Source organism: Corallococcus macrosporus DSM 14697, assembly GCF_002305895.1.
Taxonomy (GTDB): Bacteria; Myxococcota; Myxococcia; order Myxococcales; family Myxococcaceae; genus Myxococcus; species Myxococcus macrosporus.
Window position 1 is genome coordinate 3693080 of the sequence record NZ_CP022203.1, and the last position, 22263, is coordinate 3715342.

16 protein-coding genes are annotated in these 22263 nt (G+C 71.7%); 6 read left to right on the plus strand and 10 right to left on the minus strand.

The window, feature by feature from the left end; genetic code table 11:
• Positions 1-102: 102 nt before the first annotated feature.
• On the minus strand, positions 103-1587 hold the full coding sequence (gene dacB, locus MYMAC_RS15530) for a D-alanyl-D-alanine carboxypeptidase/D-alanyl-D-alanine endopeptidase (protein WP_095961587.1): 1485 nt from the start codon (positions 1585-1587) through the stop codon (positions 103-105).
• Positions 1588-1738: 151 nt separating this feature from the next.
• Between dacB and rdgC the strand changes: the two genes are divergently transcribed.
• Positions 1739-2389, plus strand: coding sequence for a recombination-associated protein RdgC (rdgC, locus tag MYMAC_RS15535; protein ID WP_095961588.1), 651 nt, complete (start codon positions 1739-1741; stop codon positions 2387-2389).
• Positions 2376-3065 carry a hypothetical protein gene (locus tag MYMAC_RS15540; protein WP_095958660.1) on the plus strand — a complete coding sequence of 230 codons (690 nt, stop codon included), beginning with the start codon at positions 2376-2378 and terminating at the stop codon, positions 3063-3065. Before rdgC ends, MYMAC_RS15540 begins: the two co-directional genes overlap by 14 nt.
• Before the next feature lie 10 nt (positions 3066-3075).
• Here MYMAC_RS15540 and MYMAC_RS15545 read toward each other — a convergent pair whose 3' ends face one another.
• Positions 3076-3897 (minus strand): TVP38/TMEM64 family protein, encoded by an 822-nt coding sequence (locus MYMAC_RS15545; protein ID WP_239989544.1) that lies wholly within the window; start codon positions 3895-3897, stop codon positions 3076-3078.
• Positions 3890-4315 carry a GAF domain-containing protein gene (locus tag MYMAC_RS15550; protein ID WP_013939711.1) on the minus strand — a complete coding sequence of 142 codons (426 nt, stop codon included), beginning with the start codon at positions 4313-4315 and terminating at the stop codon, positions 3890-3892. The genes MYMAC_RS15545 and MYMAC_RS15550 overlap by 8 nt, the downstream gene beginning before the upstream one ends.
• 211 nt (positions 4316-4526) lie before the next feature.
• Here MYMAC_RS15550 and MYMAC_RS15555 point away from each other — a divergent pair, with 211 nt between their 5' ends.
• Positions 4527-6701 carry a hybrid sensor histidine kinase/response regulator gene (locus MYMAC_RS15555; RefSeq protein WP_095958661.1) on the plus strand — a complete coding sequence of 725 codons (2175 nt, stop codon included), beginning with the start codon at positions 4527-4529 and terminating at the stop codon, positions 6699-6701.
• A 4-nt stretch (positions 6702-6705) separates the two neighbouring features.
• Here the strand turns inward: MYMAC_RS15555 and MYMAC_RS15560 are convergent, their stop codons facing one another.
• Positions 6706-7110 carry a hypothetical protein gene (locus tag MYMAC_RS15560; protein WP_095958662.1) on the minus strand — a complete coding sequence of 135 codons (405 nt, stop codon included), beginning with the start codon at positions 7108-7110 and terminating at the stop codon, positions 6706-6708.
• Positions 7111-7454: 344 nt separating this feature from the next.
• Between MYMAC_RS15560 and MYMAC_RS15565 the strand changes: the two genes are divergently transcribed.
• A complete protein-coding gene (locus MYMAC_RS15565) occupies positions 7455-9698 on the plus strand; it encodes a PQQ-dependent sugar dehydrogenase (RefSeq protein ID WP_239989545.1) in 2244 nt (747 codons plus the stop codon).
• A gap of 45 nt (positions 9699-9743) precedes the next feature.
• Here MYMAC_RS15565 and MYMAC_RS15570 read toward each other — a convergent pair whose 3' ends face one another.
• Positions 9744-11027 carry an endonuclease/exonuclease/phosphatase family protein gene (locus MYMAC_RS15570; RefSeq protein ID WP_095958663.1) on the minus strand — a complete coding sequence of 428 codons (1284 nt, stop codon included), beginning with the start codon at positions 11025-11027 and terminating at the stop codon, positions 9744-9746.
• 223 nt (positions 11028-11250) lie between these two features.
• On the opposite strand from MYMAC_RS15570, the gene MYMAC_RS15575 reads away from it, so the two are divergent.
• Positions 11251-12054 (plus strand): tetratricopeptide repeat protein, encoded by an 804-nt coding sequence (locus tag MYMAC_RS15575; RefSeq protein ID WP_043711052.1) that lies wholly within the window; start codon positions 11251-11253, stop codon positions 12052-12054.
• 102 nt (positions 12055-12156) lie between these two features.
• Here the strand turns inward: MYMAC_RS15575 and xdhB are convergent, their stop codons facing one another.
• From xdhB to MYMAC_RS15595, 4 genes are all read right to left on the minus strand, one after another.
• On the minus strand, positions 12157-15957 hold the full coding sequence (gene xdhB / locus MYMAC_RS15580) for a xanthine dehydrogenase molybdopterin binding subunit (protein WP_239989546.1): 3801 nt from the start codon (positions 15955-15957) through the stop codon (positions 12157-12159).
• 5 nt (positions 15958-15962) lie between these two features.
• Positions 15963-16799: a xanthine dehydrogenase accessory protein XdhC gene (gene xdhC / locus MYMAC_RS15585; RefSeq protein ID WP_095958665.1), complete on the minus strand. Its 837-nt coding sequence runs from the start codon at positions 16797-16799 to the stop codon at positions 15963-15965.
• A gap of 62 nt (positions 16800-16861) precedes the next feature.
• Positions 16862-17974: a spore photoproduct lyase family protein gene (locus MYMAC_RS15590; protein ID WP_095958666.1), complete on the minus strand. Its 1113-nt coding sequence runs from the start codon at positions 17972-17974 to the stop codon at positions 16862-16864.
• A 15-nt stretch (positions 17975-17989) separates the two neighbouring features.
• Positions 17990-19852 carry a hypothetical protein gene (locus MYMAC_RS15595; RefSeq protein ID WP_239989548.1) on the minus strand — a complete coding sequence of 621 codons (1863 nt, stop codon included), beginning with the start codon at positions 19850-19852 and terminating at the stop codon, positions 17990-17992.
• Between the two features lie 55 nt (positions 19853-19907).
• Between MYMAC_RS15595 and MYMAC_RS15600 the strand changes: the two genes are divergently transcribed.
• Positions 19908-20591 carry a hypothetical protein gene (locus MYMAC_RS15600; protein ID WP_204817656.1) on the plus strand — a complete coding sequence of 228 codons (684 nt, stop codon included), beginning with the start codon at positions 19908-19910 and terminating at the stop codon, positions 20589-20591.
• Between the two features lie 19 nt (positions 20592-20610).
• On the opposite strand, the gene MYMAC_RS15605 is transcribed toward MYMAC_RS15600, so the two are convergent.
• Positions 20611-21939, minus strand: a complete 1329-nt coding sequence (locus tag MYMAC_RS15605; RefSeq protein ID WP_095958668.1) for a DUF418 domain-containing protein — start codon at positions 21937-21939, stop codon at positions 20611-20613.
• Positions 21940-22263 lie beyond the last annotated feature (324 nt).

Consider the following 22263-nt stretch of genomic DNA (forward strand, 5'->3'; position numbering starts at 1 on the left):
GCGGAGGAGGGCTTCCTTGCGTCGGGAATGCCGTCGAAGGTCGGCTGTTCGCCGTCGTTCCCGCCATGCCTTTGTCGGGAATGCGACAGCGCGTCCGGGCGCTCAGCGCAGCGGGAGTGTGACCAGGCCTTCCGCGAACCGGTCGAACGCCGTGTTGGCGGGCAGGGCGGTGCCTTCATCCATGTTGCCCAGCATCAGCGCGAAGACGACGCGCGGGTGCCGCGTGTCACCCGGCCGGTCCACCACCCCCACGAAGCAGCGCTGGCCGGACAACGTGCCTGTCTTGGCGCGGACGCGGCCCGCGGTGTCGGCGGTGACGGGGCGGCCCGCGAGCGTGCCGTCCAGGCCGGCCACGGGCAGGCTGTCCAACAGCGCGGCGCCATAGGCCTCGCGCAGGCTGGTGAAGATGACGCGCACCAGTCCCCGCGCGGTGGCCAGGTTGTAGCGGGACAGCCCGCTGCCATCCACCGGACGCAAGTCCCGTGACGGGATGCCGCGCCGGGCCAGCTCCTCCGTCAGCGCGGTGCGCAGCGCGCCGTAGCTCTCCGCGCCGGTGCGCTCGCGCGCGAAGCGCAGGCCCAGGCGCTCCGCGTACAGGTTGAGGGACTCCTTGTTCGTCACCTTCACCAGCTCGGACAGGGGCGGGCTGACCAGGGTGACGAGCGGCGCGGGCACGGCGGGCAGTGAAGGCGTGGGCGCCTCCAGCGTCATGGGCAGCCGGGGGATGCCGCGCTGGAGCAGGGCCGCTTCCACGCAGGCGGCGAACAGCGCCTCGGGCTCGTCCACCGCCAGCCGCACGGCGGCGGAGCGGGGGCAGGACCGCGCCGGGGAGCGCCACAGGCAGCGCACCCCGGGGCCGCCGCGCTGCCGCACGCAGGCCAGGGTGGGGCGCTCCGCGTTCGTGTCCACGCTCACCACGGCCGTCAACGTCGCGAACGGAGGCGTCACCTGGACCATGGGCGGCTGCGCGCAGTCCGCGCCCTCTGGCCGTGACAGCGCCAGGTCCACCACGTTCTCCCGGAACACGAAGGCCGTGGGCGCCGCGCTGTAGGCGTAGGCCGCGTCATCCCAGGCCCAGCCCGGGCCGAGGCGGAACTCCGCGTCCCGCGCGCCGCGCACGCGCACCTGGCCGCGCCACTGGCGGATGCCGCGCGCCTGGAGGGCATCCGCCACCTGCTCGCAGGCCAGGGCCGTCTCGGGGAAGCGCCACGAGCCCAGGGACGGGTCCCCCACCGGGTCCACCACGACGTTCCCCAGGAACAGCCCGCCGGTCAGCGTGCCCTCCAGGGACACCGGCGTCTGGAAGCGGAAGTCCGGGCCCAGCGCGGCGAGGACGGACGCGGTGGAGACGACCTTGAGCGTGGAGGCGGGCAGGAGCCGGACGTGCTCGCGGTGGGTGTAGAGCGGCTCACCCGTCCGGGCGTCCACCACGTAGGCGCTGGCCAGGGCGCCTTCGGCTTCCAGGGTGTCGAAGAGCGCGCGGGCCAGGGAGGGCAGGGTGTCGCCCTCGGGCCGCGTGTCGCGGAGGCAGCCGGAGAGCAACAGGGGGGCCACGAGCAGCAGCGAGGCGAACGGGACGCGGCGCATGTCGCCCGCCACGCTACCGCCGCGTGGCGGGTGTGTCATGGGGCCGGGGTGGGGGCGCCTGGAAATCGAGTGCGTCAACAGGAGAAGGCGCCTGCCAGCCACGCCGAGTGCCTTGACGGCACGGCGCTCGCCCCCCATCCTGCCGCGCCCCATGCCTGTCCTTCGTGGTGCTGTCACGTTGTCGCGCTTCCGGGTCGAACCGGCGAAGGAAGCGCCCTCGGATGTCAAACGCTGGCTGACGCGCGGCCTCAAGTCGCACGCGTTCGAGCCCATCGACCGCCGCTCCGAGGAGGAGCGCGCCGTCGGCTTCGTGGAGCTGGAGAACGAGGAGTCCAGCGAGTTCTCCGCCGGCCGCCTCTACTATGGCGAGTACGCCCTGTTCGCGTTCCGCATCGACACCATCAAGGTGCCGGCCGCGGCGCTCAAGGCGGAGCTGGCCAAGTGGGCCTCCGCCTTCGAGAAGGAGAATGGCCGCCCGCCCAGCCGGGGCGAGAAGACGCAGAGCCGCGGTGAAATCAGGCAGATGCTGCGCAACCGCGCCACGCCCCGCACGTCCACGGTGGACGTGAGCTGGAACCTGAAGACGCAGCAGGTGCAGATCTGGTCCGCGTCGCGCAAGGTGGTGGATGAAATCACCGTGGCGCTGGAGGGCGGGCTGAACGTGAAGTTCTTCGGCATGACGCCGGCGGCCATGGCGCAGCAGGCGGGCATCGACGAGTCCGCGCTGGGGCCCACCGCGGCGCTGATTGGGATGGACCTGCCGGCGACGGCGGCTGACGAGGTGGCACATGGCGAGGCGTGAAGAGGCGCGGGCCGAAGCGGCCTTCATGCGCGGCGACGTCGGCGTGGACGGCGGCGCCACGGAGGAGACGCAGGACGAGGCCGAGGTCGAAAAGGGCAAGGCCCGCGAGCAGCTCCTGCGCGGCCGGGCCTACCTGGGCCGGGAGTTCCTCACGTGGCTGCTGTGGCGCACGGAGACGGGCGGGCCGCTCGTGGAGGTGGAGGGCGAAGGCGTCAGCGTGCTCTTCATGGGCCGCGTGGTGCTGCGCGGCGTGGCCGGCGAGGTGACGGAGATGAGCGCCAAGGGCACGCTGGCGCCGTACTCCGAGCAGGTGCGGCACTCGCTGGACAAGGGCCTGCTGGTGGCCCAGGCCCGCCTGCGCTTCACCCACGGGGAGAAGGAGTTCGAGGCCACGCTGGACTCCGAGTTCCTCGACATCCGCGCGGGCAAGCTGCCGGCGCTGATGAGCGAGGAGGAGGATGACCAGCTCTCCGAGCGGCTCTTCCTGATGGAGCAGCTCTCCGCCATGGTGGACGCGCTGGTGCAGGACTACCTGCAGGTGCGCGCCGGCAAGGGCTGGAGCAAGACCATCGTCCCCGCGATGAAGGAGTGGATGCGCGGCGAGGAGAAGGGCACGGACGTGCTGGCCAAGGCCGCTCGCGCCCGGGGCCGTGACGCTCGCGGCGCGCGGAGCTGAGCGGGCCGCCCTAACGGGACGCCGGGGCCGGATGTGGCGGTGCTTGCCGCCGCATCCAGGCCAGGGCCAGACCGGGCAGCAGCACCATGCCCGCGAAGAGCAGCAGGAACGACTCCAGCCGCGCGGCGCTGGCGCCCAGCGCGGCATACGTCACCGACACCCCCAGGTTGGCCAGGGCGCTCACGGTGAGGAAGTCCCGGCGGGGCATGCGGCTGGTGCCCGCGAAGAGCACGGAGGTCTCCGCCAGCACGGGCACGGCCCGGAACGCGAGCAGGAACCAGGGCCCCAGCCGCTCCGCGGCGCGGGTCAGCCGGGCCAGCTCCGCGTCACCGGCCATGCGCCGCAGCGCGGCCGTGCCCGCCCGGGCGCCCAGACCATAGCCCGCCACGCAGCCCGCCATCATCCCCAGCCACGAGGTGGCCGCGCCCGCCCAGAAGCCCAGCAGGCCTCCGGCGGCGGCGCCCACCAGGCTGGAGGGCACCGGCAACACCACGTCCCCCGCCAGCAGGCCCGTGAGCAGCAACGCCACCTGCCAGTCCGGTGGCCGCGTGGCGAGGAAGCGCGCCGCCGCCGTCTCCAGGTCGCCGCCGAAGCAGGCGAAGGGGACGAGGATGCCGGCCAGCAGCAGGCCGCAGAAGGCGCTCCAGCCTGCGATGACGCGCGCCGGTCTTCCGCCATCATCGGGCGCCGACTCGCCGCGCGAGGGCTCGGCCTCGCGTGAGAAGGCGCGCGCTGGACCCGGGCCGCCTTCTGGCCCCGCCATGCCCGCGCATGTGCGCTCGGGCGCCGCGCCATCACCCGCCACCGGCAGGCCCCGCGTGGGCTCAGCCATCCGCGAGCGGCAGCCGGGACGCGGCGGCCATCAGGGTCGACTCGCGCTCGGCGGCCAGCGAGCCCTCCTCGGTGAAGGCGATGCCCACCACCGCGCGCACCTGGCCCGTCGCGTCCAGCACGGGCAGCGCCACCGCCGCTCGCGCGTCCACCGCCTTCGCGCCTGGCTTGATGTCGCTGGACGTGTCTTCTTTCAGGTTGCAGGTCTGCACGGGCGCCTTGCGCACCTGGGCGAGCCCCGCCATCCCCTTGCCGTGGGGCACGCGCTGGACGGCCGTCATCAACGGCGGCGGGATGTTGAGGGCCGCGACGAGGAAGAGGTCGTCTCCCCGCTGGAGGTGGATGGTTCCCGCGGTGGCGCCGTGCTCGCTGGCGAACGACTCCAGCCACGACTGGTAGGACGCGCTCTTTTCGTTCATGGCGCTTGAAACTGTGCGCCCCCGTTTCGCCCGCAGTCAACGCGGCTCCACCCACCGTGTTCACGGACGGCGCGTATGCATCGGCAAGTCGACGCTTGGCGCCGCCGCCGTGGGACTGTTCACCTCACATCAATCCAGTGTACTGGAGGGCACCTCGTTATCTCCTCCAGGCACGATGACACGCGATGCTCCCTTGGATGGTCGCCGGTCGATGAAGCCGCGCTCGCTTCGCTTCTACCTGGGGCTGCTCGCGTTGGGGCTGCTCGTCCCGCTCGTCCTCTTCGCGGCGGGCGCGGTGAACCGCTTCGCGGCTTCGCAGCGCGAGGCCCGGGCCCAGGGCATGCGGGAGACGGCCCGCGCGCTGGCGCTCGTCTTGGACCGTGAGCTGGGGCAGTCCGTCCGGGCGCTGGAGGTGCTGGCGCACTCCGCGCCGCTGGCCCAAGGCGACCTGAGAACCTTCCATGCCACCTGCCAGGCGGTGGTGGCGTCGCAGGAGGCCTGGGTCTCGCTCTCCCTGCTGGACCTGGAGGGCCGGACGTCGTTGACCACGGAGCGTCCGTTCGGCGCCGACCTGGCCTCGCGGGTGGATGAACGGCCCTACGTGCGCGAGGTCGCCACGACAGGGCGGGTGGTCATCTCCGACGTCCCCTCCGCGCGGTTCCAGGGGCCGCCCACCGTGGTGGTGGCGATGCCGGTGCGCCGCCAGGGGGCGCTCACGGGCGTGCTGGTGGCGACGTATGCCATGCAGCACTTCGACAAGCTCTGGGACGAACAGCGCATCTCCGGTGACTGGTTGGGCACGCTGGTGGACGAGGAGGGCATCATCCTCGCGCGCAGCCGGGGCCGCGCGCGCTTCGTGGGCACGAAGGCCCGGGCCGAATACATCGAGAACATCCGCTCGGCTCGCGAGGGCTTCTTCCCGTCGGAGACGGTGGACGGGATGAAGTCGTTCGCGGCCTATGCGCGCTTGCAACTGGTGCCGTGGACGGTGTCGTTCTCCGGGCCGCGGGAGGCGCTCACCGCGTCGGTGGACCAGTCCCTGGTCGCGCTGCTCATCGCGGGGCTGGGGTGCTGTGCCATCGCCGCGGCCTGGGCCGCCTGGGTGAGCCGCCGGATGACGCGCCCGCTGCGCGCGCTGGCCCGCGCGGCCCGGGAGCGCCCGGATTCGGCGGACGCCTTCACCACCGTGGGGCCCACCGGTATCTCCGAGCTGGAGGACCTGAGGGCGACGCTCGCGCTCACCGCGGCCATGGTGATGGAGCGCGAGGAGGCGCTGCGGACGAAGATGCTGGAGGCCGAGGCGGCCAACCTCGCCAAGGACCAGTTCCTGGCCATGCTGGGCCATGAGCTGCGCAACCCGCTGTCCGCCATCACTGGCGGCGTGAAGGTGCTGGCGGTGGCGCGGGACGCCGCGAGCCGCGAGCGGGCGCGCGCCTTGGTGGAGCGCCAGTCCCTCCACCTGGCCCGCCTGGTGGATGACCTGCTCGACGTGGAGCGGGTGAGCAGCGGCCGCATCCTGCTCCAGAAGCGCGCCATGGACCTGTCGGAGTGCGTGCGCCGCGCCGTCGCCGCGCTGGAGGCCTCCGGCCGGACACAGGCGCACCAGGTGGAGGTGGACGCCCCGGCCGCCTGGCTGGAAGGAGACGAGAGCCGCCTGGAGCAGGTGGTCTCCAACCTCGTGTCCAACGCGCTCAAGTACACGCCAGCGGGGGGCCACGTCCGCGTCGTCACTCGGGCGCGGCCCGAGCACGTGGAGCTGGAGGTGTCCGATAGCGGTGATGGCCTGTCACCGGAGCTCCAGGAGCGCGTGTTCGAGCTCTTCTTCCAGGCCGAGCGCACCCTGGACCGCGCGCAGGGGGGCCTGGGCATTGGCCTCACGCTGGTGAAGCGGCTGGTGGAGCTCCATGGCGGTTCGGTGCGTGCGGACAGCGACGGGCTCGCCAAGGGCAGCACCTTCACGGTGCGCCTGCCCCGGGGCCACGTCGAACAGGCCCCGGCGCCCCAGGCGCCGCGCGCTGTGCCATCCGCGGGGCGGCACGTGCTGTTGGTGGATGACCACTCCGACAGCCGTCAGCTCGTCCGCGAGCTGCTGGAAATGGAGGGGCACACCATCAGCGAGGCGGAGGATGGTCCCTCCGGCCTGGCGACGGCGCGCGCGCTGCGGCCCGACGTCGTCCTGCTGGACATCGGGCTGCCGGGGCTGGACGGGTACGAAGTGGCCCGGGCGCTCCGCGCGACGGACGAAGGGCGCGACCTGCTGCTCATCGCCGTGACGGGGTATGGCCTGGAAGACGACCGGCGGCGCGCGCTGGAGGCCGGCTTCGACGAGCACCTGGTGAAGCCGGTGGACCTCTCGCGGCTGCGCGCGCTGCTCGTGCCGAGATAGCCGCTCACTCCACGTTGCCGGGGCAGTGCTGGACCGCGGGCTGGCAGAGCTGCAACACACGAGACGGGTCCGTGAAGGTCTGCTGCCGGGCCTGGAGGTAGCAGCCCGCGGGGTCCTCGTCGGGCGCGGCGAACTGGCAGAGCTGCACGGCCTGGCTCTGGGTGAGCGAGCCTTCATCCTGGGCGCGCACGAAGCACTCAGCGGGCGTGGATGAACGGGCGCCTCGGCAGAGCTGCGCGGCCAGCGAGTCGTCGAGCCCGCCCTCCGTCGCGCGCTGGTAGCAGGACACCTGCGGCACGACGCCCTGGGCCACGGCGGCCGGGGGGAATCCCAGGACGCCGAGCACGGCGGTGAGCGCCGCGCCGGCCCACGGACGGATGAACCTGGACGTCCCGCTGCCTGTCTTCATGAGGCCTCCTTTCCGAGCAATCTAGGGACTCGTCCGCGGTGAGGCCGGCCCACGAGCGGCGGTCCGCCCCGGGATGAAGCGACGAGGGGTGGGGCCGTTCCGCCGCCTGCTCCACGGGGCGGACTGTCGGGTGGTGCCGCCATGTCCGGGGCGAGACGCCCCCGGGGCGAGGCGCTGGCTCACTTCAGGACGGCCGCCGCCGGCGCGGTCCGGCATCGGGCAGACGCGACCTCGGCCGCGAGGTCGGGGCCCTGGCGTTCCGTCCCCTCCCGGACCACCACAGCGGTGCCATGAAACAACGACGACCGTCCCACTCAATACTGCTGAGCGTGGTGGCGCTTGCCATGAGCCTGCTCGGCATTTCTCTCGCGTGTCCTGGCACTTCCGATGACTCCGGTCCTTCTGGAGATGGAGACGATGTCATCGGCCCCATCGCGGACGGAGGAACCGCGCCGGTGGGGGATGGGAGCCCCCCTCGGGCACCTGATGGCGGCAGCCCGGAGGTCCAGGGGCTCGTCGGGCTGGATGCGCGCCCCGCCAATCCCACCTGCGTCGCGCCGCCGCGGCCCACCGACGCCGCGGGGGCCACGGTCGCCCGCGCGTACCCGGAGCTGAGCTTCACCCAGCCGGTGTTCGCGCTCCAGGCGCCCGGAGACAGCCGCCGCATCTACGTGGTCGAGCGGGGAGGGCGGGTGCGCGTGTTCGACAAGGACGCCGTGCCCCCCACCAGCTCCGTGTTCGTCGACCTCTCCGGGAAGGTGAACGTCGAGCACGACGAGACAGGGCTGCTCGGCATGGCCTTCCACCCCGCCTTCGCCACCAACGGGCAGGTGTTCATCTCCTATGTCGGGAACAACGCGATGGGAGGGCTCGCCTCCTTCATCGTCCGCTACCGCAGCGCCGACGGCGGGGCCACCGTGGACCCGGCGAGCGCGGAAGTGGTGCTCGAACAGGAGCAGCCCTTCTCCTTCCACAACGGCGGGCACCTCGCGTTCGGTCCGGATGGCTTCCTCTATTTCGCCCTCGGGGATGGCGGCGGCCGGGTGGACCCGGAGCGCCGGGCCCAGAACCCCGAGCTGCTCTTCGGGAAGATGCTGCGCCTGGACGTGGACGGCGCGCGGCCCTACGCCATCCCCCCCACCAACCCCTATGCGATCGCCGGGGGGCGCAAGGAGATCTACGCCACCGGCTTCCGCAACCCATGGCGCTGGAGCTTCGACCGGAGCACCGGCGCCATCTGGCTGGGAGACGTGGGAGAGAAGCTGCTGGAGGAGATCAACCGCGTCGAGCTGGGAGGCAACTACGGCTGGAGCATCCTGGAGGGGACCGAGTGCGCGCGCGGGGGCACCTGCGCCACCACCGGGCTGACGCCGCCCGTGGCTGTCTATGGCCGTGACGAGGGTGTCTCCGTCACCGGCGGCTACGTGTACCGCGGCGCCGCGGTGCCAGCGCTCGTGGGCAAGTACATCTTCGGCGACTTCGGCACGGGCCGCATCTGGACGCTGCCAGCGGATGCGGCGCCCGGGGGCGGCGCGAAGCCCTCGTTGCTGACCGCCACGCCGCTCAGCATCTCCTCGTTCGCGGAGCTGAACGATGGCGAGCTGCTCGTGGTGGACTTCGCGGGCGGAGGGCTGCACCGCCTCCAGGCCTCGGCGCCGCCAGCGCCCGGCGGCGGCGCGTTCCCCACGCTGCTGTCCGCCACGGGCTGCGCGGACCCCACGAACCCGAACCTCCCGTCGGCGGGGCTCATCCCCTACGACGTGAATGCCCCGCTCTGGTCCGATGGCGCGCAGAAGGAGCGGTTCATCGGCGTGCCGGATGGGGCGTCGATGAAGGTGGGGCCCGAGGGCGTGCTGGAAGCGCCTCCGGGCACCGTGGCGGTGAAGACGTTCCTCCTGGGGGGACGGCGCGTGGAGACCCGCCTCTTCATGCGCCACCCGGACGGCGTCTGGGCGGGCTACACGTATGAATGGAACGATGCCGGCACTGACGCGGTGCTGCTGGAGACGGGCAAGGTGAAGCCGGTGGGCGCGCAGACGTGGACCTTCCCCAGCCGCGGCGACTGCATGCAGTGCCACAACGCCGCCGCGGGCTTCGTGTTGGGGCTGGAGGTCGCGCAGCTCAACCGGGACTTCCCGTATCCGGGGGGGCGCCTCGCGCCGCAGCTCGGGACGCTGGCGCACATTGGCGTGCTGACCTTGCCGGGGCCCGTGGCGCAGCTGCCCCGGATGCCGGCCTATGACGGGCCCGAGCCCGTGGAGGAGCGGGCGCGGGCCTACCTGCACGCGAACTGCGCCGTCTGTCACCGGCCCGAGGGGCTGGGCCGGGGAGAGTCGGACCTGCGCTACGCCACGCCGCTGGCGAATACGAAGCTCTGCGGCGTGGCGCCCGAGCATGGCGACCTGGGCGTGGCCGGGGCCTTGCTGATTACACCGGGAGACCCGTCCAGGTCGGTGCTGTCCCGGCGCATGCACGGGCAGCCGCCGGCGCGCATGCCGCCGCTGGCCGTGTCGGTGAAGGACACCCAGGGCACGGAGCTCGTGGACGCCTGGATTTCGTCCCTGCCCGCGTGCCCCGCGGGCCCCTGAGCCGCCCGCGGGCCACGGGCGCCGGACGCCACCCGGTCCGGCGCCTCAGGAGGGCCGTTGGATGACGCCGGGCCCCGGCTTGCCATCCTTCACGCCCGGGGTCCGCACGTCGTAGTGCGCCACCACGGGCTGGTGGTCGGAGGACTCGGTGCTGCGGTCCACCTCGAAGAGGACGGGGACCAGGCCCGGACTGGCGTAGAGGTTGTCGAAGCGCTTGCCCGTCGCGGGCACCACGCCGTTCTCATCCGGCAGCGAGGTGAGGGTGGCGCTGTCCGCGATGTCCTGGAGCCGCAGCCAGTGCTCGCTGCCGCGCTGCACCCGTCCGGAGCGAAGCTCGACGCACGCCTGCTTCGGCGTCATGAGCGAGCCGTCCGGCAGGCGCACCCGCGCGGTGGCGGCGTGCGCGATGGTCTCCGGCAGGCCCTGCTCCAGCACGTGCAGCTCATGCCGCAGCCGCGGGTCCGCGATGTTGCCCACCCCTTCGTCCCCCACGCTGGCGTGGGGTTCGCCATAGCGCACCTCGTACTCCTCCACCGTGTCGGTGTCGTCGTACGTCCTGAGGTGCGCCATCAACCACGAGCCGCCCTTCTTGATGGCGGTGTTGGCGTTGAAGTCGCCCAGCACCACCGCGTGCATGACCTCGCGCTGGTGCAGCAGCGCGTTGAGCTGCCGGAGGTTCCGGGCGTTGATGCCGGAGTCGCCCAGCGTGTGGTGCACGTTGTAGAGGACCACCGGATGTCCCTCGACCTCCAGGCGCACGTAGAGCGCGCCCCGGTCCTCCGGAATCTCACACGGGTCTCCGCCGCGCCGCATGATGGCGGCGTCCCGCTCCGCGTCGGGGGTGGCGTAGGTGAAGTGCGCCGCGTCCACCAGCGGGTGCCGGGTGAGGAAGGCCTTGCCGTTCACCAGCCTCGCGCCGGGGCCGCCGTCATGTCCCTGGTACGCCAGGTGGAAGCCGTAGCGCTCCGCCAGGAGCACGGAGATGGGGACGTTGGCCTCCTGCAGACCCAGCACGTCCGGCAGCCGCCCCTGCGCCTCCAGGTCGTCGAGGTACTGGAGCAGCGCCTCGCGGCGCTTGCCGCCGAGCAGGATGTTGTAGGTCATCACCGTGAGCCCCGGCCCCCGCGGCGAGCGGACCGCGGGGTTGCGGACCACCAGCGTGCGGCCGTCCCCCAGCGCCCGCTCCGTCCGGGGCAGGGGCACGGCGGCGAAGTCCGGCAGGGTGACGGTGACCTCCCTGCGCGGCAGGATGTCCTCCTGCCCGTGCGCGATACGGCCGAGCAGGGGGCCCACCCCCGGCAGGTGCTCCAACATCTCTGGAACCTTCATCGGGGCTCCTTCCGCGAAAGCCGCAGCTCGGCAACTGGCGCCACAAGTCCTCCTTGCTGCCCTCAAGTTCTGCGCTCCCCCTCCCCATGGCCAGGGGCCTCCCAGGGAATGGAGGGCTGGCCGGGCTGCCCCGTCCGGACGCGGGGCGGCCAGGCGCCCGGGCGCGCCTCCCAGGGCCCGGGTGGCGAGGAAGCGCGACGGCGCTTGTGGTTGAATACCGGACATGCGGCGAATGGCGTTGCTGGCGGTGATGGCTCCTCTCCTGGTGGCGTGCGCCACCACCCAGGCGGTGCCCCGGAGTACCTCCTGCGAGGAGGGCAGGCTGTGGGCGTGCAACGAGTGGGGCGAGCAGCTCCTCCAGGACGGTGACCGGAGCCAGGCGGAGGCGGCCTTCGCCAGGGCGTGTGACGGTGGCTCGGAGCGGGGATGCCTGGCCCTGGGGCGCCTGCGCATGGCGGATGGCAACCTGGCGGCGGCCGAGGCGCCGCTCGTCGCCGTGTATGAGACGGACAGCGAGGAAGGCGCCCTGGCGCTCGCGGACCTCTACGAGGCGCGCGGGGGAGACGCCCACGCCCGGGAAGCGGCCCGGCTCCGGTGGGAGGCGCCGGCGCTGGACAAGCCGCCCTTCGACTTCGCCATGCAGTACCGGGTGGGGGCGTGGCGGCCCTCGGCGGCGCTCGAACTCAACATCCAGCCCATGGCCTTCTTGAGCCGGCGGCTCAGCATCGGCTCGAACCTGGCCTACACCAGCCGGGGCATCTCCGAGTTCAACGGCTTCGTGGGCTATCAGCACTACGTCAATACCTGGGTGGTGCCCTACGGCCGGTTGATGATGGGCACCGCGACGAGCGACTCGCGCTCCCCGGGCTTCAACGTCGGCGCGGAGGTGGGCACGCGGCTGGCGCTGAGCTACCTCGGCCACGTCAACGTCGGGGTCGGCATGTCCCGGGCGAGCGGCAACTACCTGTCCGTGGGCGTGGGCCTCAACGGGCTCTTCGTGCTGCTGGCCCTGCTGCACGTGCGCTGACGCCTCGGCGCGCGGGCTGGTGGGGCGTGAGTCAGGAGGGGTTTCCGGCGGGAGCGGCTCCAGGCCCCACGTCGAGCCTGGAGCGCCCTCCTCGAAGGGGCCTCACGCCGCCTCGCGCCCGTCCTCCGCCGCCCCGCGCGCCAGCCGCTTCTGGATGGCCAGGAACAGCGCCTCGTGCGTGGCGGGGGAGGCCAGCTCCACCTGGCCACCGGCCTGACCGAAGGCCCCCACCGCCTCGCGCAGCGCCTCCCGCGCGGACATGGCGAGCATCAGCGGCGGCTCGCCCACGGCCTTGCTGCCGTGGATGGTGTTGTGCTGATGCGCCCGCTCCAGCAGCCGCACCCGGAAGTCGATGGGCGCGTCGCTGAAGGCCGGCACCGCGTAGGTGCTGGCCGAGTGCGTCAGCAGCCGGCCCTTCGCGTCCCAGCGCAGCTCCTCGCCCGTGAGCCAGCCCAGGCCCTGGACGAAGCCGCCCTCCACCTGCCCGCGGTCCACGCCGGGGTTGAGCGAGTCACCCACGTCCTCCAGCAGGTCCACGCGCAGCACGCGCTTGACGCCCGTGTGGCCGTCCACCTCCACCTCGCACACCGCCGCGCCGTAGGCGAAGTAGAGGAAGGGACGGCCGCGGCCCCGGGCCTTGTCGTAGCCGATGCCTGGCGTCTGGTAGTAGCCCGTCGCGGACAGGCCCACCCGGGCCAGGTACGCCGCCTCCACCACGTCCGCGAAGGGCAGGGCGACCTCGGGCTCGCCGCGCGGGCCCACCTTGCCGTCGCTGAACAGCAGCGCGTCCGGCGCCACGGTGCGCCCATGCCGGTCCGACAGGAGCTTCACCGCCACCGGGGCCAGCCGCTCCCGCAGGGTGACGCAGGCCACCCGCACGGCGGCGCCGTTCAGGTCCGAGCCGCTGGAGGCCGCGGTGGCGGAGGTGTTGGGCACCTTGTCCGTCGCCGTCTTCGCCATCCGCACCGCGTCGGCCGTGACGCCCAGCTCGCGCATGGCCACGCCCAGCACCTTGGTGTGCAGGCCCTGGCCCATCTCCGTGCCGCCGTGGGACACCATGACCGAGCCGTCCCGGTACAGGTGCACCAGCGCGCCGGCCTGGTTGAGGAAGGTGGCGGTGAAGGAGATGCCGAACTTCATGGGGGTGATGGCCAGCCCGCGCTTGATGAAGGGCGAGCGGGCGTTGAACGCCTCCACGTCGCGCTTGCGGCGCTCGAACTCCGACGTCTCCTTGAGCTCCTCCCACACGCGGAGGATGCGCTCGTCCTCCAGCTCCTGGCCGTAGTGCGTGGTGTTGGTCTCCCCGCCGCCACGGTAGAGGTTGCGCTCGCGCACCTCGTCCGCGGGCAGGCCCACGGCCCGGGCCACGCGCGCGAGCACCTCCTCCGTCACCAGCATGCCCTGCGGCCCGCCGAAGCCGCGGAAGGCCGTGTTGGACACCAGGTGCGTCTTGGCCACGCGGCCGGAGTACGCCAGCGCCGGCACGTAGTACGCGTTGTCCAGGTGGAACAGCGCGCGGTCCAGGATGGACTCGGACAGGTCCAGGGACCAGCCGCCGTTCGACACGAGCTGCACGCGCAGGCCCAGCAGCCGGCCCTGGTCATCGAAGCCGGCCTCGTAGGCGGCCTGGAAGGGGTGGCGCTTGCCCGTCACCGTCATGTCCACGTCGCGGTCCATCATCCACCGCACGGGGCGGCCGGTGTGCCACGCGGCCAGCGCCACGAGCGCGGCGGGGGAGTTGCCCTGCGTCTCCTTGCCGCCGAAGCCGCCGCCCATGCGCGGGGCCTGCACCACCACGCGGCTGCGCGGCAGGTGCAGCACGTGCGAGATGATGGCCTGCACCTCGGACGGGTGCTGGGTGGACGAGGTGACGGTGATGTCGCCGTCGTCCCCGCGCTCGGCGAACGCGGCCTGCGTCTCCAGGTAGAAGTGCTCCTGGCCGCCAATGGCCAGCGTGCCGGACAGGCGGCGCGGGCTGCTGGCCAGCGCGGCGTCCACGTCTCCCCGCCGGATGACGTGCGGCTCGGTGTGGAAGCTGCCCTGGGCCACCGCGTCCTCCACGGTGAGGATGGCCGGCAGGGGCTCGTACTCCACCACCACCGCGCTCGCGCCCGCGCGGCAGGCCTCCACGGACTCACCCACCACCAGCGCGACAATCTGCCCGTGGAAGAGCACCTCGCGGTCCGCCAGCAGCGGCTCGTCGTGGCGGATGGGGCCGGTGTCGTTCATGCCGGGGATGTCCTCGGCCATGAGCACCTTCACCACGCCGGGGACCTTGCGCGCCGCCGTGGGGTCTCTCTTGAGGATGCGCGCGTGGGCGTGGGGCGCGCACACCGGCCAGACCTCCAGCATGGGCCGCTTCTGCGCCAGGTCATCCACGTAGCGCGCGCTGCCCGTCACGTGGCCCAGCGCGCTCTCGTGCCGCAGCGCGCGGCCGGCGTCCGCGGGGGCCTGCGCGAAGCCCGGGGCGTCGTCGAGAGAAGGGCTGCTCGAGCCGGAGAAGAACTTCTCGAAGAGGCCGCCCACCAGCCCCTTGCGGTACGCCGCGCTGCCGCGCAGGTCGCTGATGGGGGTGATCTCCTCCGCGAGCACGGGCAGCACCCGCTCCACCGCGTCCCGCGTCCAGGGCTGCCCGGTGAGGGCCGCCTCGGCGCGGCGCGCGCGGATGGGCGTGGCCGCGACGCCGCCGTAGGCCAGGCGCGCCAGCCGCACCACGCCGGCCGCGTCCAGCTCCACGCGGAAGCCCGCGGCGACGATGCTGATGTCCAGCTCGCGCCGCTTGGACACCTTGAACGAATCGGAGCGCCGCTGGCCGCCCTCGGGCACCACGGGGTGGGGGATGACGATGTGGCGGACGACCTCGTCCGGGGCCAGCGCCGTCTTCCGGTAGGCGAGGAAGAAGTCGGCCAGCGCCACCGTGCGCTCCCCGCGCACCGAGCCCAGGACGAGCGAGGCGTCCAGCGCGAGCAGCACCGGCGCCATGTCGCCAATGGGCGACGCCGTCACCAGGTTCCCCGCCAGGGTCGCGCGCTGGCGGATCTGCCGGGAGGCGAAGACGTTGAGCATCTTCGTCACCTCGGGCAACTCGCCGCCCAGGGCCTCCTCCAGCGCCACCAGCGAGGCCGCGCCGCCCACGTACCAGCCCTCCGCCTCCCGGCGGACGGCGCGCAGCGACTCCACGCCCTCGGTGGAGATGAGGAAGGGGTAGCGGCGGGCCTTCTTGGTGATGTCCACGCCCAGCTCGGTGGCGCCCGCCACCAGGTGCGCCTCCGGGTGCTTCGCGCGCAGGGCCAGCAGCTCCTCCCACGACGTGGGGCGCAGGAACGTCTGCCCGCCGGCCTCGTAGCGCAGCGCGGACAGGGGCGCGGCCGGGCCGCCCAGCGGCGCGGCGGGAATGGCCGTGGCGGGGTCGGCGCCTTCACCGCGCGAGGCGAGCGCCTCCATCATCGCGTCGCGGATGGGCCGGTAGCCGGTACAGCGGCAGAGGTTGCCGCAGAGCTGGTCGGCGACGGCGGCCGGGGTACAGACGTCCTTGCGGGAGTACGCCTCCGCCATGGAGACGATGAAGCCCGGGGTGCAGAAGCCGCACTGCGAGCCGTAGTGCTTCACCATGGCCTGCTGCACCGGGTGGGGCTTGTCGCAGCTCCCCACGCCCTCCACCGTCACCAGCTCGCGGCCGGCCACCATGGGCACCAGCGCGATGCAGGCGTTGAAGGCGCGCAGGCACCGGTTGCCCTGGGCGTCCCGGTCCACCATGGCCACCGTGCAGGCGCCGCAGTCGCCCTCGGCGCAGCCCTGCTTGGTGCCGGTGAGGCCCCTGGCGCGGAGGAAGTCGAGCAGCGTGGTGTTGGGGGAGACGCCTTCGACGCGGACGGGCGCGCCGTTGAGCACGAACTCGAACATGTTGCTCATTCTCCTGAGGAGACCCCGCGCGGGCGGGGCGTCTCCGAGGCCGGGGCCTCGGCGTTGGTTTCGGTGTCCAGGCCCTGGTTGTGGAGCTGGATGAGCCCGGCGGCGATGCTCACCGCGACCTCCTGGGGGGACTTGCCCCCAATCTCCAGCCCCATGGGGCAGCGCACGCGGGCAAGCTGCGCCGCCGTCGCGCCCCGGGCCTCCAGCCGCTGCCGGAAGCGGGCCCACTTGGTGTCGCTGCCAATGAGGCCCACGTAGCGCGCGGGCTTCTCCAGGGCGAAGGCGATGATGTCCTGGTCCAGGTCATGCCGGTGCGTCATCACCGCGAGGTACGTGCGGCGGGCGTCCCAGACGGCGCGCGAGGCGAAGACGTCCCACGGCTCCTCATGGCGGATGACGGAGGCGGGGACGCGCTCGCCGTGGACCCACTCGGGCCGCTCGTCCACCAGGTGGATTTGGAAGGGCGTGCCGTCCAGCGTGCGGCACAGGGCCTGGCCCACGTGGCCGGCGCCGAACAGGTACAGGCGCGGGCCGTGGTTCACCAGCTCCACGAAGACGTCCACCACGCCGCCACAGCACTGGCCGAGCTTCGCGCCCAGCGGATACCGGTACGCACGGGGCTCTCCTTTCTCCAGGCAGGCGCGGGCGTCCGCCAGGACGAGCTGCTCCAGGTGGCCACCGCCCACGGTGCCGTGGAACGTCCCATCCGCGCGGACGAGCAGCTTCGCGCCGGGCTCGGCGGGGGTACTGCCCTGACACACCGTCACGGTCGCCACGGCGAACGGAACATCGTCTTGCGACCACGCCGCCAGTTGGCGGACCCAATCCCACATGGTCCGGCCGAGTCTGCCACAGGCCGGGCCGCCTTCGTCACACCCCTGATACAGGGGGCGCGTCAAAACGCGTAGCGCACCTGGCAGTAGGGCAGGCGGCGGGCCAGCAGTTCCTTGAATTCCGCCACCAGGCGGCCCTTGAGTCCGGTGCGGTAGCGCACGTTGTGGCCGCCGCCCTGGGACACCTTGGCCTCCTGGGTGTCCGGCGTCCACAGCAGGGCCTCCGCCTTGGGGTGCCAGCGGAGATTCACCTCGTGGAGGCCGGGGTGGTGGGTGAGGAAGATGACCTCGGCGGCGAGCTGCGCCTTCGCCGCGGGGCCAAGGCCCGCGTCCACCTGTTGGAACAGCGCGTCGTACTCCTCCTGCCAGCCCTCGTAGACGACGACGGGGGAGAAGTTGAGGTGGACCTCGTAGCCGGCGGCGACGAAGTCGTCGATGGCGGCGATGCGCTCGGGGATGGGGCTGGTGCGCACGTCGAGCAGCTTCGCCTTGCTCGCGGGCATCAGGCTGAAGCGGATGCGCGTCTTGCCCTGGGGGGCATAGGTGAGCAGCTCGCGGTTCACCAGCTTGGTGGCGAAGGTGCCCTTGGCGTTGGGCAGCGTGGTGAACAGGCGCACCATGTCCCGGACGTTGTCACTGAGGGCGGCGTCCGCGGCGCAGTCGCTGTTGCAGCCGATGTCATAGACCCAGTCGCGCGGGTCCACGCTGTTCGGCTCCGCCTTGGGCCCCAGCTTCCCCGCGTGCCGGCGGATGGCGGCCAGGATGCGGTCGATGTTGACGAAGACGGTGACGGGGTTGGCGTAGCCCTTGTGCCGGGGCACGTAGCAGTAGGCGCAGCTCATGACGCAGCCGTTGGCCGCGGACGGCGGGATGAAGTCGCAGCTCCGCCCGTTGGGGATGAATGACATCGTCTTCTTCACACCCAGAATCAGGGTGCTGCCCTTGATGCGGTTCCACGCCTCGGCGTTGCCCTCGTTGCCGAAGAGCCCCGGGATGCCCTGGTGCGAGGCGACGGGAATCCGCTCCGCGTCCGGGAAGCGCGCGAGGATTTCACGCCCCCGCGCGAAGTCCTCGACGCCCGCCTGCACGTAGATGCGGGCCGGCTTCAGCAGGTGCCCCAGCGGCCCCGGGCCCGGCGGCGGCGGGGCAGGGGGGAACAGGTCGAGGTTCGACATGGACCGCGAAGGTGCTCACTGCTCGCGCAGCGAGAAGCTCCAGACGGTGGGGCGATCCGGGGCGTACCGGGGCGTTGTGAGCTCCGCCACATACGTCCCTGACGACTCCGCCGTGAAGTACCGGGTCGTTGAATACATCTCGGACGACAGGGCAACCTCCGCGCCCTGGGGATTCAGGATCCGGAGGTGGGCCCTGTCGCTCTCCACCCGGTAGGTGTGGCCCGCCTCCAACGCGAAGGAGAGCACGTCCACGTCCGGGTTCTCCTCGAAGACGCCGGCCGTATCCAGGGGAACGCTCTGCGGGGTGGCGTGGTCCGCGTCGTCGCCGTGGTCATCGTTGCCCACCCAGTCCACCCGGAACGTGAAGTCGTGGGGAATGGACCTGGAGCTGACGATGAACGTGACGAGCTCCGTTATCGGCGTATTGATGTACCACACGCCATTCTGGACCTCGAGCCGGTAGAGTGGGGCGCCAGACGTATGCGTCGTCAGGGTGCAACTGCGCTGACAGGACGACAACCGGTAGTACATGTTCGCGACGAGCGGAACCGAGATGGCATCCAGGTCCGCGTAGTCGTGGATGAGCCCGGTGACGGTCTCTCCCACGTCAGCGCGGGTGGCGGTCGCGGGTGTGGCGCCATGGTCGTCCAGCCCCCGGTCGTCGACCTTCAGCTCGAAGTCGCTCCCCCAGGTTTCGTCCGCGGGGAGGTGCACGTAGTACGTCCCCGCCGATACCGGTACATGGACGATGCGGTTCCACTGCGTCTCCGCCAGCGTCGTTCCATTCGCGTCCGTGAGCCGGATGCTCCGGTTCCGAACCGGGAGGACGCGGAGGTCATAGATGTTCCCCGCGGTGGCGACGAAGGAGAAGACATCCACGTCATTGGGGCCGTGGTGCCGTCCGGCCATGGGGACACCCGCCGTGAGCGGGGTGGCCCCCAGCACGCCATTCGCGTGCTCGTCCCGGCCCAGGTCGTCCAACTGGCAGTGGGTCGTCACGGCCTTGTCATGACTGCTGGAGGCGCGGACGAACCAGGTGCTCGCGTGGGGGCTCCAGTGGCCAGCGCAGATGCGCGACGAATCCCACGTCAGCCCGCCATCCATCTGGACGCCCGCGCCATCCAGGAGCTGCAGGGAGACGTCCGTCCCCTCGCAGGAGAACTGGAAGCCCTGGTTCGGTTCGGTGCGGAAGGTGAAGACATCGGCGTCCTCCGCGAACTCGAGCGTGAGCAGGAAAGGCGTGTTGGTCAGCGCGAGCGGCGTCGCCGTGGCGAGCGTGTCGCCGTGCACATCCTGGCCCAGGTCCTCCAGGCGGTAGGAGTACGTCCCCGAGGCATTGGTTCCTTCCGGCGCGGCCACGGTGATGAACCGAGGCGCCTCCTCCGTGGAGATGAACTCCAGGCGGGTGCCTTCTTTCGACTGGAGGGGGCGCGTCCTCACCTCGGCCCCGGAGGACTCCACGAGGCGCACGTCCACGGGGGTGAGGGTGCCGGGCCGGAAGACGAACCGGTAGCCATGGCCCGCGGCGGTGGGCATGGCGAAGACATCCCGGTCCGGCATCGCTCGGAAGGGGGGATTGATGGTGCCTTCGTGGAAGCCCTCGGAAGGGGCCAACGCCGTGGCGGTCTCCCGGGTGTCCCCGTGGTCATCCTCCTGCTGGTAGGCGACGATGGCGCAGGTGAGCCCCGCGGCCTGCTCCCACGCGCCGCAGCGGCAGACGGGGGCGCCCGCTTCGGCGACGCAGCGCCCCGCGCTGCATTGCACGTTGGCACAGACGCGCGCGTCCTCTTCGGCGGAGGGGCCACCACAGGAGGCGAAGAGGCCAGCGGCCACCAGCGTGAGCAGGGCCGGGATGGGGAAGGGGCGAAGTCGTTGCACTGGGAAGCCTTGGATTGACGACGGTCCAGCGACCGTAATAACCGAACGCCTGCCCATGCAAACGCTCCTTCGCCCCGCAGCGCGGGCCCTGCTCACGCTGTCACTCCTGGTGTCCGTGCCGACCTTCGCGGACGAGCAGGCGGAGCGCGACCCGGGGTTCCCGCGCTGGCTCGCCCTCTCCGCGCGCGGGGGCTACCTCATGCCGGGCGGGCGCATGGACGGCGCCGCCGAGCCGCTCTACCTGTACGAAGTCTACAAGGGGCTCTTCGCCGCCATCGTCGAGCCCACCCTCCGCATCGGCTCGCGCGTCGAGCTGGGCCCCTGGGTCCAGCTCTCCCATGCGCAGATGCGCATCCGCTGCTCCGCTGAGCGGGCGTGCAAAGGCAGCAACCTCCGCTTCGGACTCCAGGGGAACCTCCACTGGAACCCCTCGGGGCCCATCGACCTCTGGTCGGGCGTCGCGCTCGGGTACGACACGACCGCGCTCTCGGTCCCCCCGGCGGAAATCACCTACTCAGGGCCCGACGTCACGCTCCAGGCCGGGTTCGACAAGAACTTCGGCGGGAACTTCTGGGCCGGCCTCTTCGTCTCCGGCACCGCGGGGCAGTACGACACGCTGAAGGTGCGCATGCTCGGCGGCTCGGGGCGCGAAAGCCTCCGCGAGCGCGCCCTCCACCTCTGGATTGGCTTTGGCTTCCGGGTGAGGGTGGCCGTCCCCCACCCGTCGGACAAGTCCTGACCGCGTCGCGCCGGGGCCGTCACGCGGCCAGGGGCGCGGGCGTGTCGGACGCGGCGCGCCGCATGGGCTGCGCCTTCCCGTACGTCAGCGAACGCCACAGCCACTCCACGGGCCCGAAGCGGAAGCGGGCCAGCCACAGGTGGCTCCACAGCACCTGGACGCTGAAGACGCCCACGCAGATGACGACGCACGCGAAGGGCCCCCGCTTGATGGCCTGTCCCAGGCCATAGGCGTAGAAGATGAGCAGGCTGATGACTGTCTGGGACAGGTAGTTCGTCAGGGCCATGCGCCCGGCGGGCGCGAGCAGCCCCAGCACCCGCTGCCAGGCGGCGCGCTGGAAGAGCAGGGTGATGCCCGCGAGGTAGACGGCCGCGAGCGCGAGCTGCCCCAGGCTGCGCAGCGGTGAAAGCACCAGGGGAAACCACACCGGCAGCGACTCCGGGGTGACGACCTTCTGGTGGAAGAGGATGGACACCACCAGCCCCGGCACCGTGCCGATTACCGCGGCGACCAGTCCCCAGCCGAGCAGCTTGCGGAAGAACCCCCGGTGCGCGGGGACATCATGGAAGAGCCGGCGCCGTCCCGCCCAAAGCCCGAGCGCGAAGCGGCCCAGGCACGTCAGCAGCCCGGCCAGCATCATCAAGAAGAAGTCGTTCCGGTAGTACGCGGCGCTCGTCTTCGTCACCTCCCACCAGCTTCCGCTGGTGATGGCGGTCAACATCCGCGCGCTGGCCGCGTCCGATTTCTCCCGCGCCGCGGTCATGAGCGCCTCCCGGGCCTCGGGGGAGTCCGCGAGCATCTGCGGCAGCCGCCAAAGGAGGTTCATGAGCATCGGCCAGACCAGGCAGAGCACCGCCGCGACGACGAGCAGCGTCGTGTCCGATCTCCGCCGCAGGAGCAACAGGCCAAAGCCCATCAGCGCATACGAGGACAGGATGTCGCCGTACCAGAGCAGGAACAGGTGCAGGACGCCCATGACGAGCAAGACGGCCAGCCGGCGCGCGTAGAGCGGGACGATGTCCCCACCCCGGGCCTCGGCCCGGCCCAGTTGCACCGCGAAGCCCAGACCGAAGAGGAAGGCGAAGAGGGTCATGAACCTCCCGGAGACCAGCGCCTCGAAGGTGTACCGGGTGACGGTGTCCAGGAGCGAGGCATTGGCGATGAACGCCTCGAACTGCTCCCGTGTCAGGAACACCCTGCCGCTGAACCACATCTGCACGTTCGAAACGAGGATGCCGAACAGCGCGAAGCCGCGCAGGACATCGAGGAGCTCCAGCCGCTCGTGCGCGTCCACCGGGCGGGCGTCAGCGGGTGATGCGGAGTCAGGAGAAGCGGGGACATGGGCCATGGTGAACGTAAAACGCCACAGCCTCGCTTCGATTTCCATGCGTCAATATTGGGATTGTTCGTGGCAGGGCGCCCCTGAACTGGACGGGTGATTCCCAATGTCGCGCTGCGCCGGCTGGACGGCTGATCGATGGACGTGCTGAAGTCATCCGCCGTTGGCGACGGCTGGGCAGGTCCGCTCGGGGCATGTGTATTGAAAAGCCCTTCCTTCTCAACCTGCCTGACATGTCAGCGCTGGAATTGACGCGGCGGAGATGGGGCATGACACGTCAGGGCTCAGTGCGGGTTTGCCTTTGAGCTGGGACTGCATGAAGCGGCGCCCTCT

Coding starts and splice junctions, on each gene's coding strand:
- MYMAC_RS15565 (WP_239989545.1), top strand. CDS start 7,455: ATGAGCCTGCTCGGCATTTCTCTCGCGTGTCCTGGCACTTCCGATGAC.
- rdgC (WP_095961588.1), top strand. CDS start 1,739: ATGCCTGTCCTTCGTGGTGCTGTCACGTTGTCGCGCTTCCGGGTCGAA.
- dacB (WP_095961587.1), bottom strand. CDS start 1,587: ATGCGCCGCGTCCCGTTCGCCTCGCTGCTGCTCGTGGCCCCCCTGTTG.
- MYMAC_RS15540 (WP_095958660.1), top strand. CDS start 2,376: ATGGCGAGGCGTGAAGAGGCGCGGGCCGAAGCGGCCTTCATGCGCGGC.
- MYMAC_RS15600 (WP_204817656.1), top strand. CDS start 19,908: ATGCAAACGCTCCTTCGCCCCGCAGCGCGGGCCCTGCTCACGCTGTCA.
- MYMAC_RS15555 (WP_095958661.1), top strand. CDS start 4,527: ATGAAGCCGCGCTCGCTTCGCTTCTACCTGGGGCTGCTCGCGTTGGGG.
- xdhC (WP_095958665.1), bottom strand. CDS start 16,799: ATGTGGGATTGGGTCCGCCAACTGGCGGCGTGGTCGCAAGACGATGTT.
- MYMAC_RS15560 (WP_095958662.1), bottom strand. CDS start 7,110: ATGAAGACAGGCAGCGGGACGTCCAGGTTCATCCGTCCGTGGGCCGGC.
- MYMAC_RS15545 (WP_239989544.1), bottom strand. CDS start 3,897: ATGGCTGAGCCCACGCGGGGCCTGCCGGTGGCGGGTGATGGCGCGGCG.
- MYMAC_RS15590 (WP_095958666.1), bottom strand. CDS start 17,974: ATGTCGAACCTCGACCTGTTCCCCCCTGCCCCGCCGCCGCCGGGCCCG.
- MYMAC_RS15550 (WP_013939711.1), bottom strand. CDS start 4,315: ATGAACGAAAAGAGCGCGTCCTACCAGTCGTGGCTGGAGTCGTTCGCC.
- MYMAC_RS15605 (WP_095958668.1), bottom strand. CDS start 21,939: ATGGCCCATGTCCCCGCTTCTCCTGACTCCGCATCACCCGCTGACGCC.
- xdhB (WP_239989546.1), bottom strand. CDS start 15,957: ATGTTCGAGTTCGTGCTCAACGGCGCGCCCGTCCGCGTCGAAGGCGTC.
- MYMAC_RS15570 (WP_095958663.1), bottom strand. CDS start 11,027: ATGAAGGTTCCAGAGATGTTGGAGCACCTGCCGGGGGTGGGCCCCCTG.
- MYMAC_RS15575 (WP_043711052.1), top strand. CDS start 11,251: ATGCGGCGAATGGCGTTGCTGGCGGTGATGGCTCCTCTCCTGGTGGCG.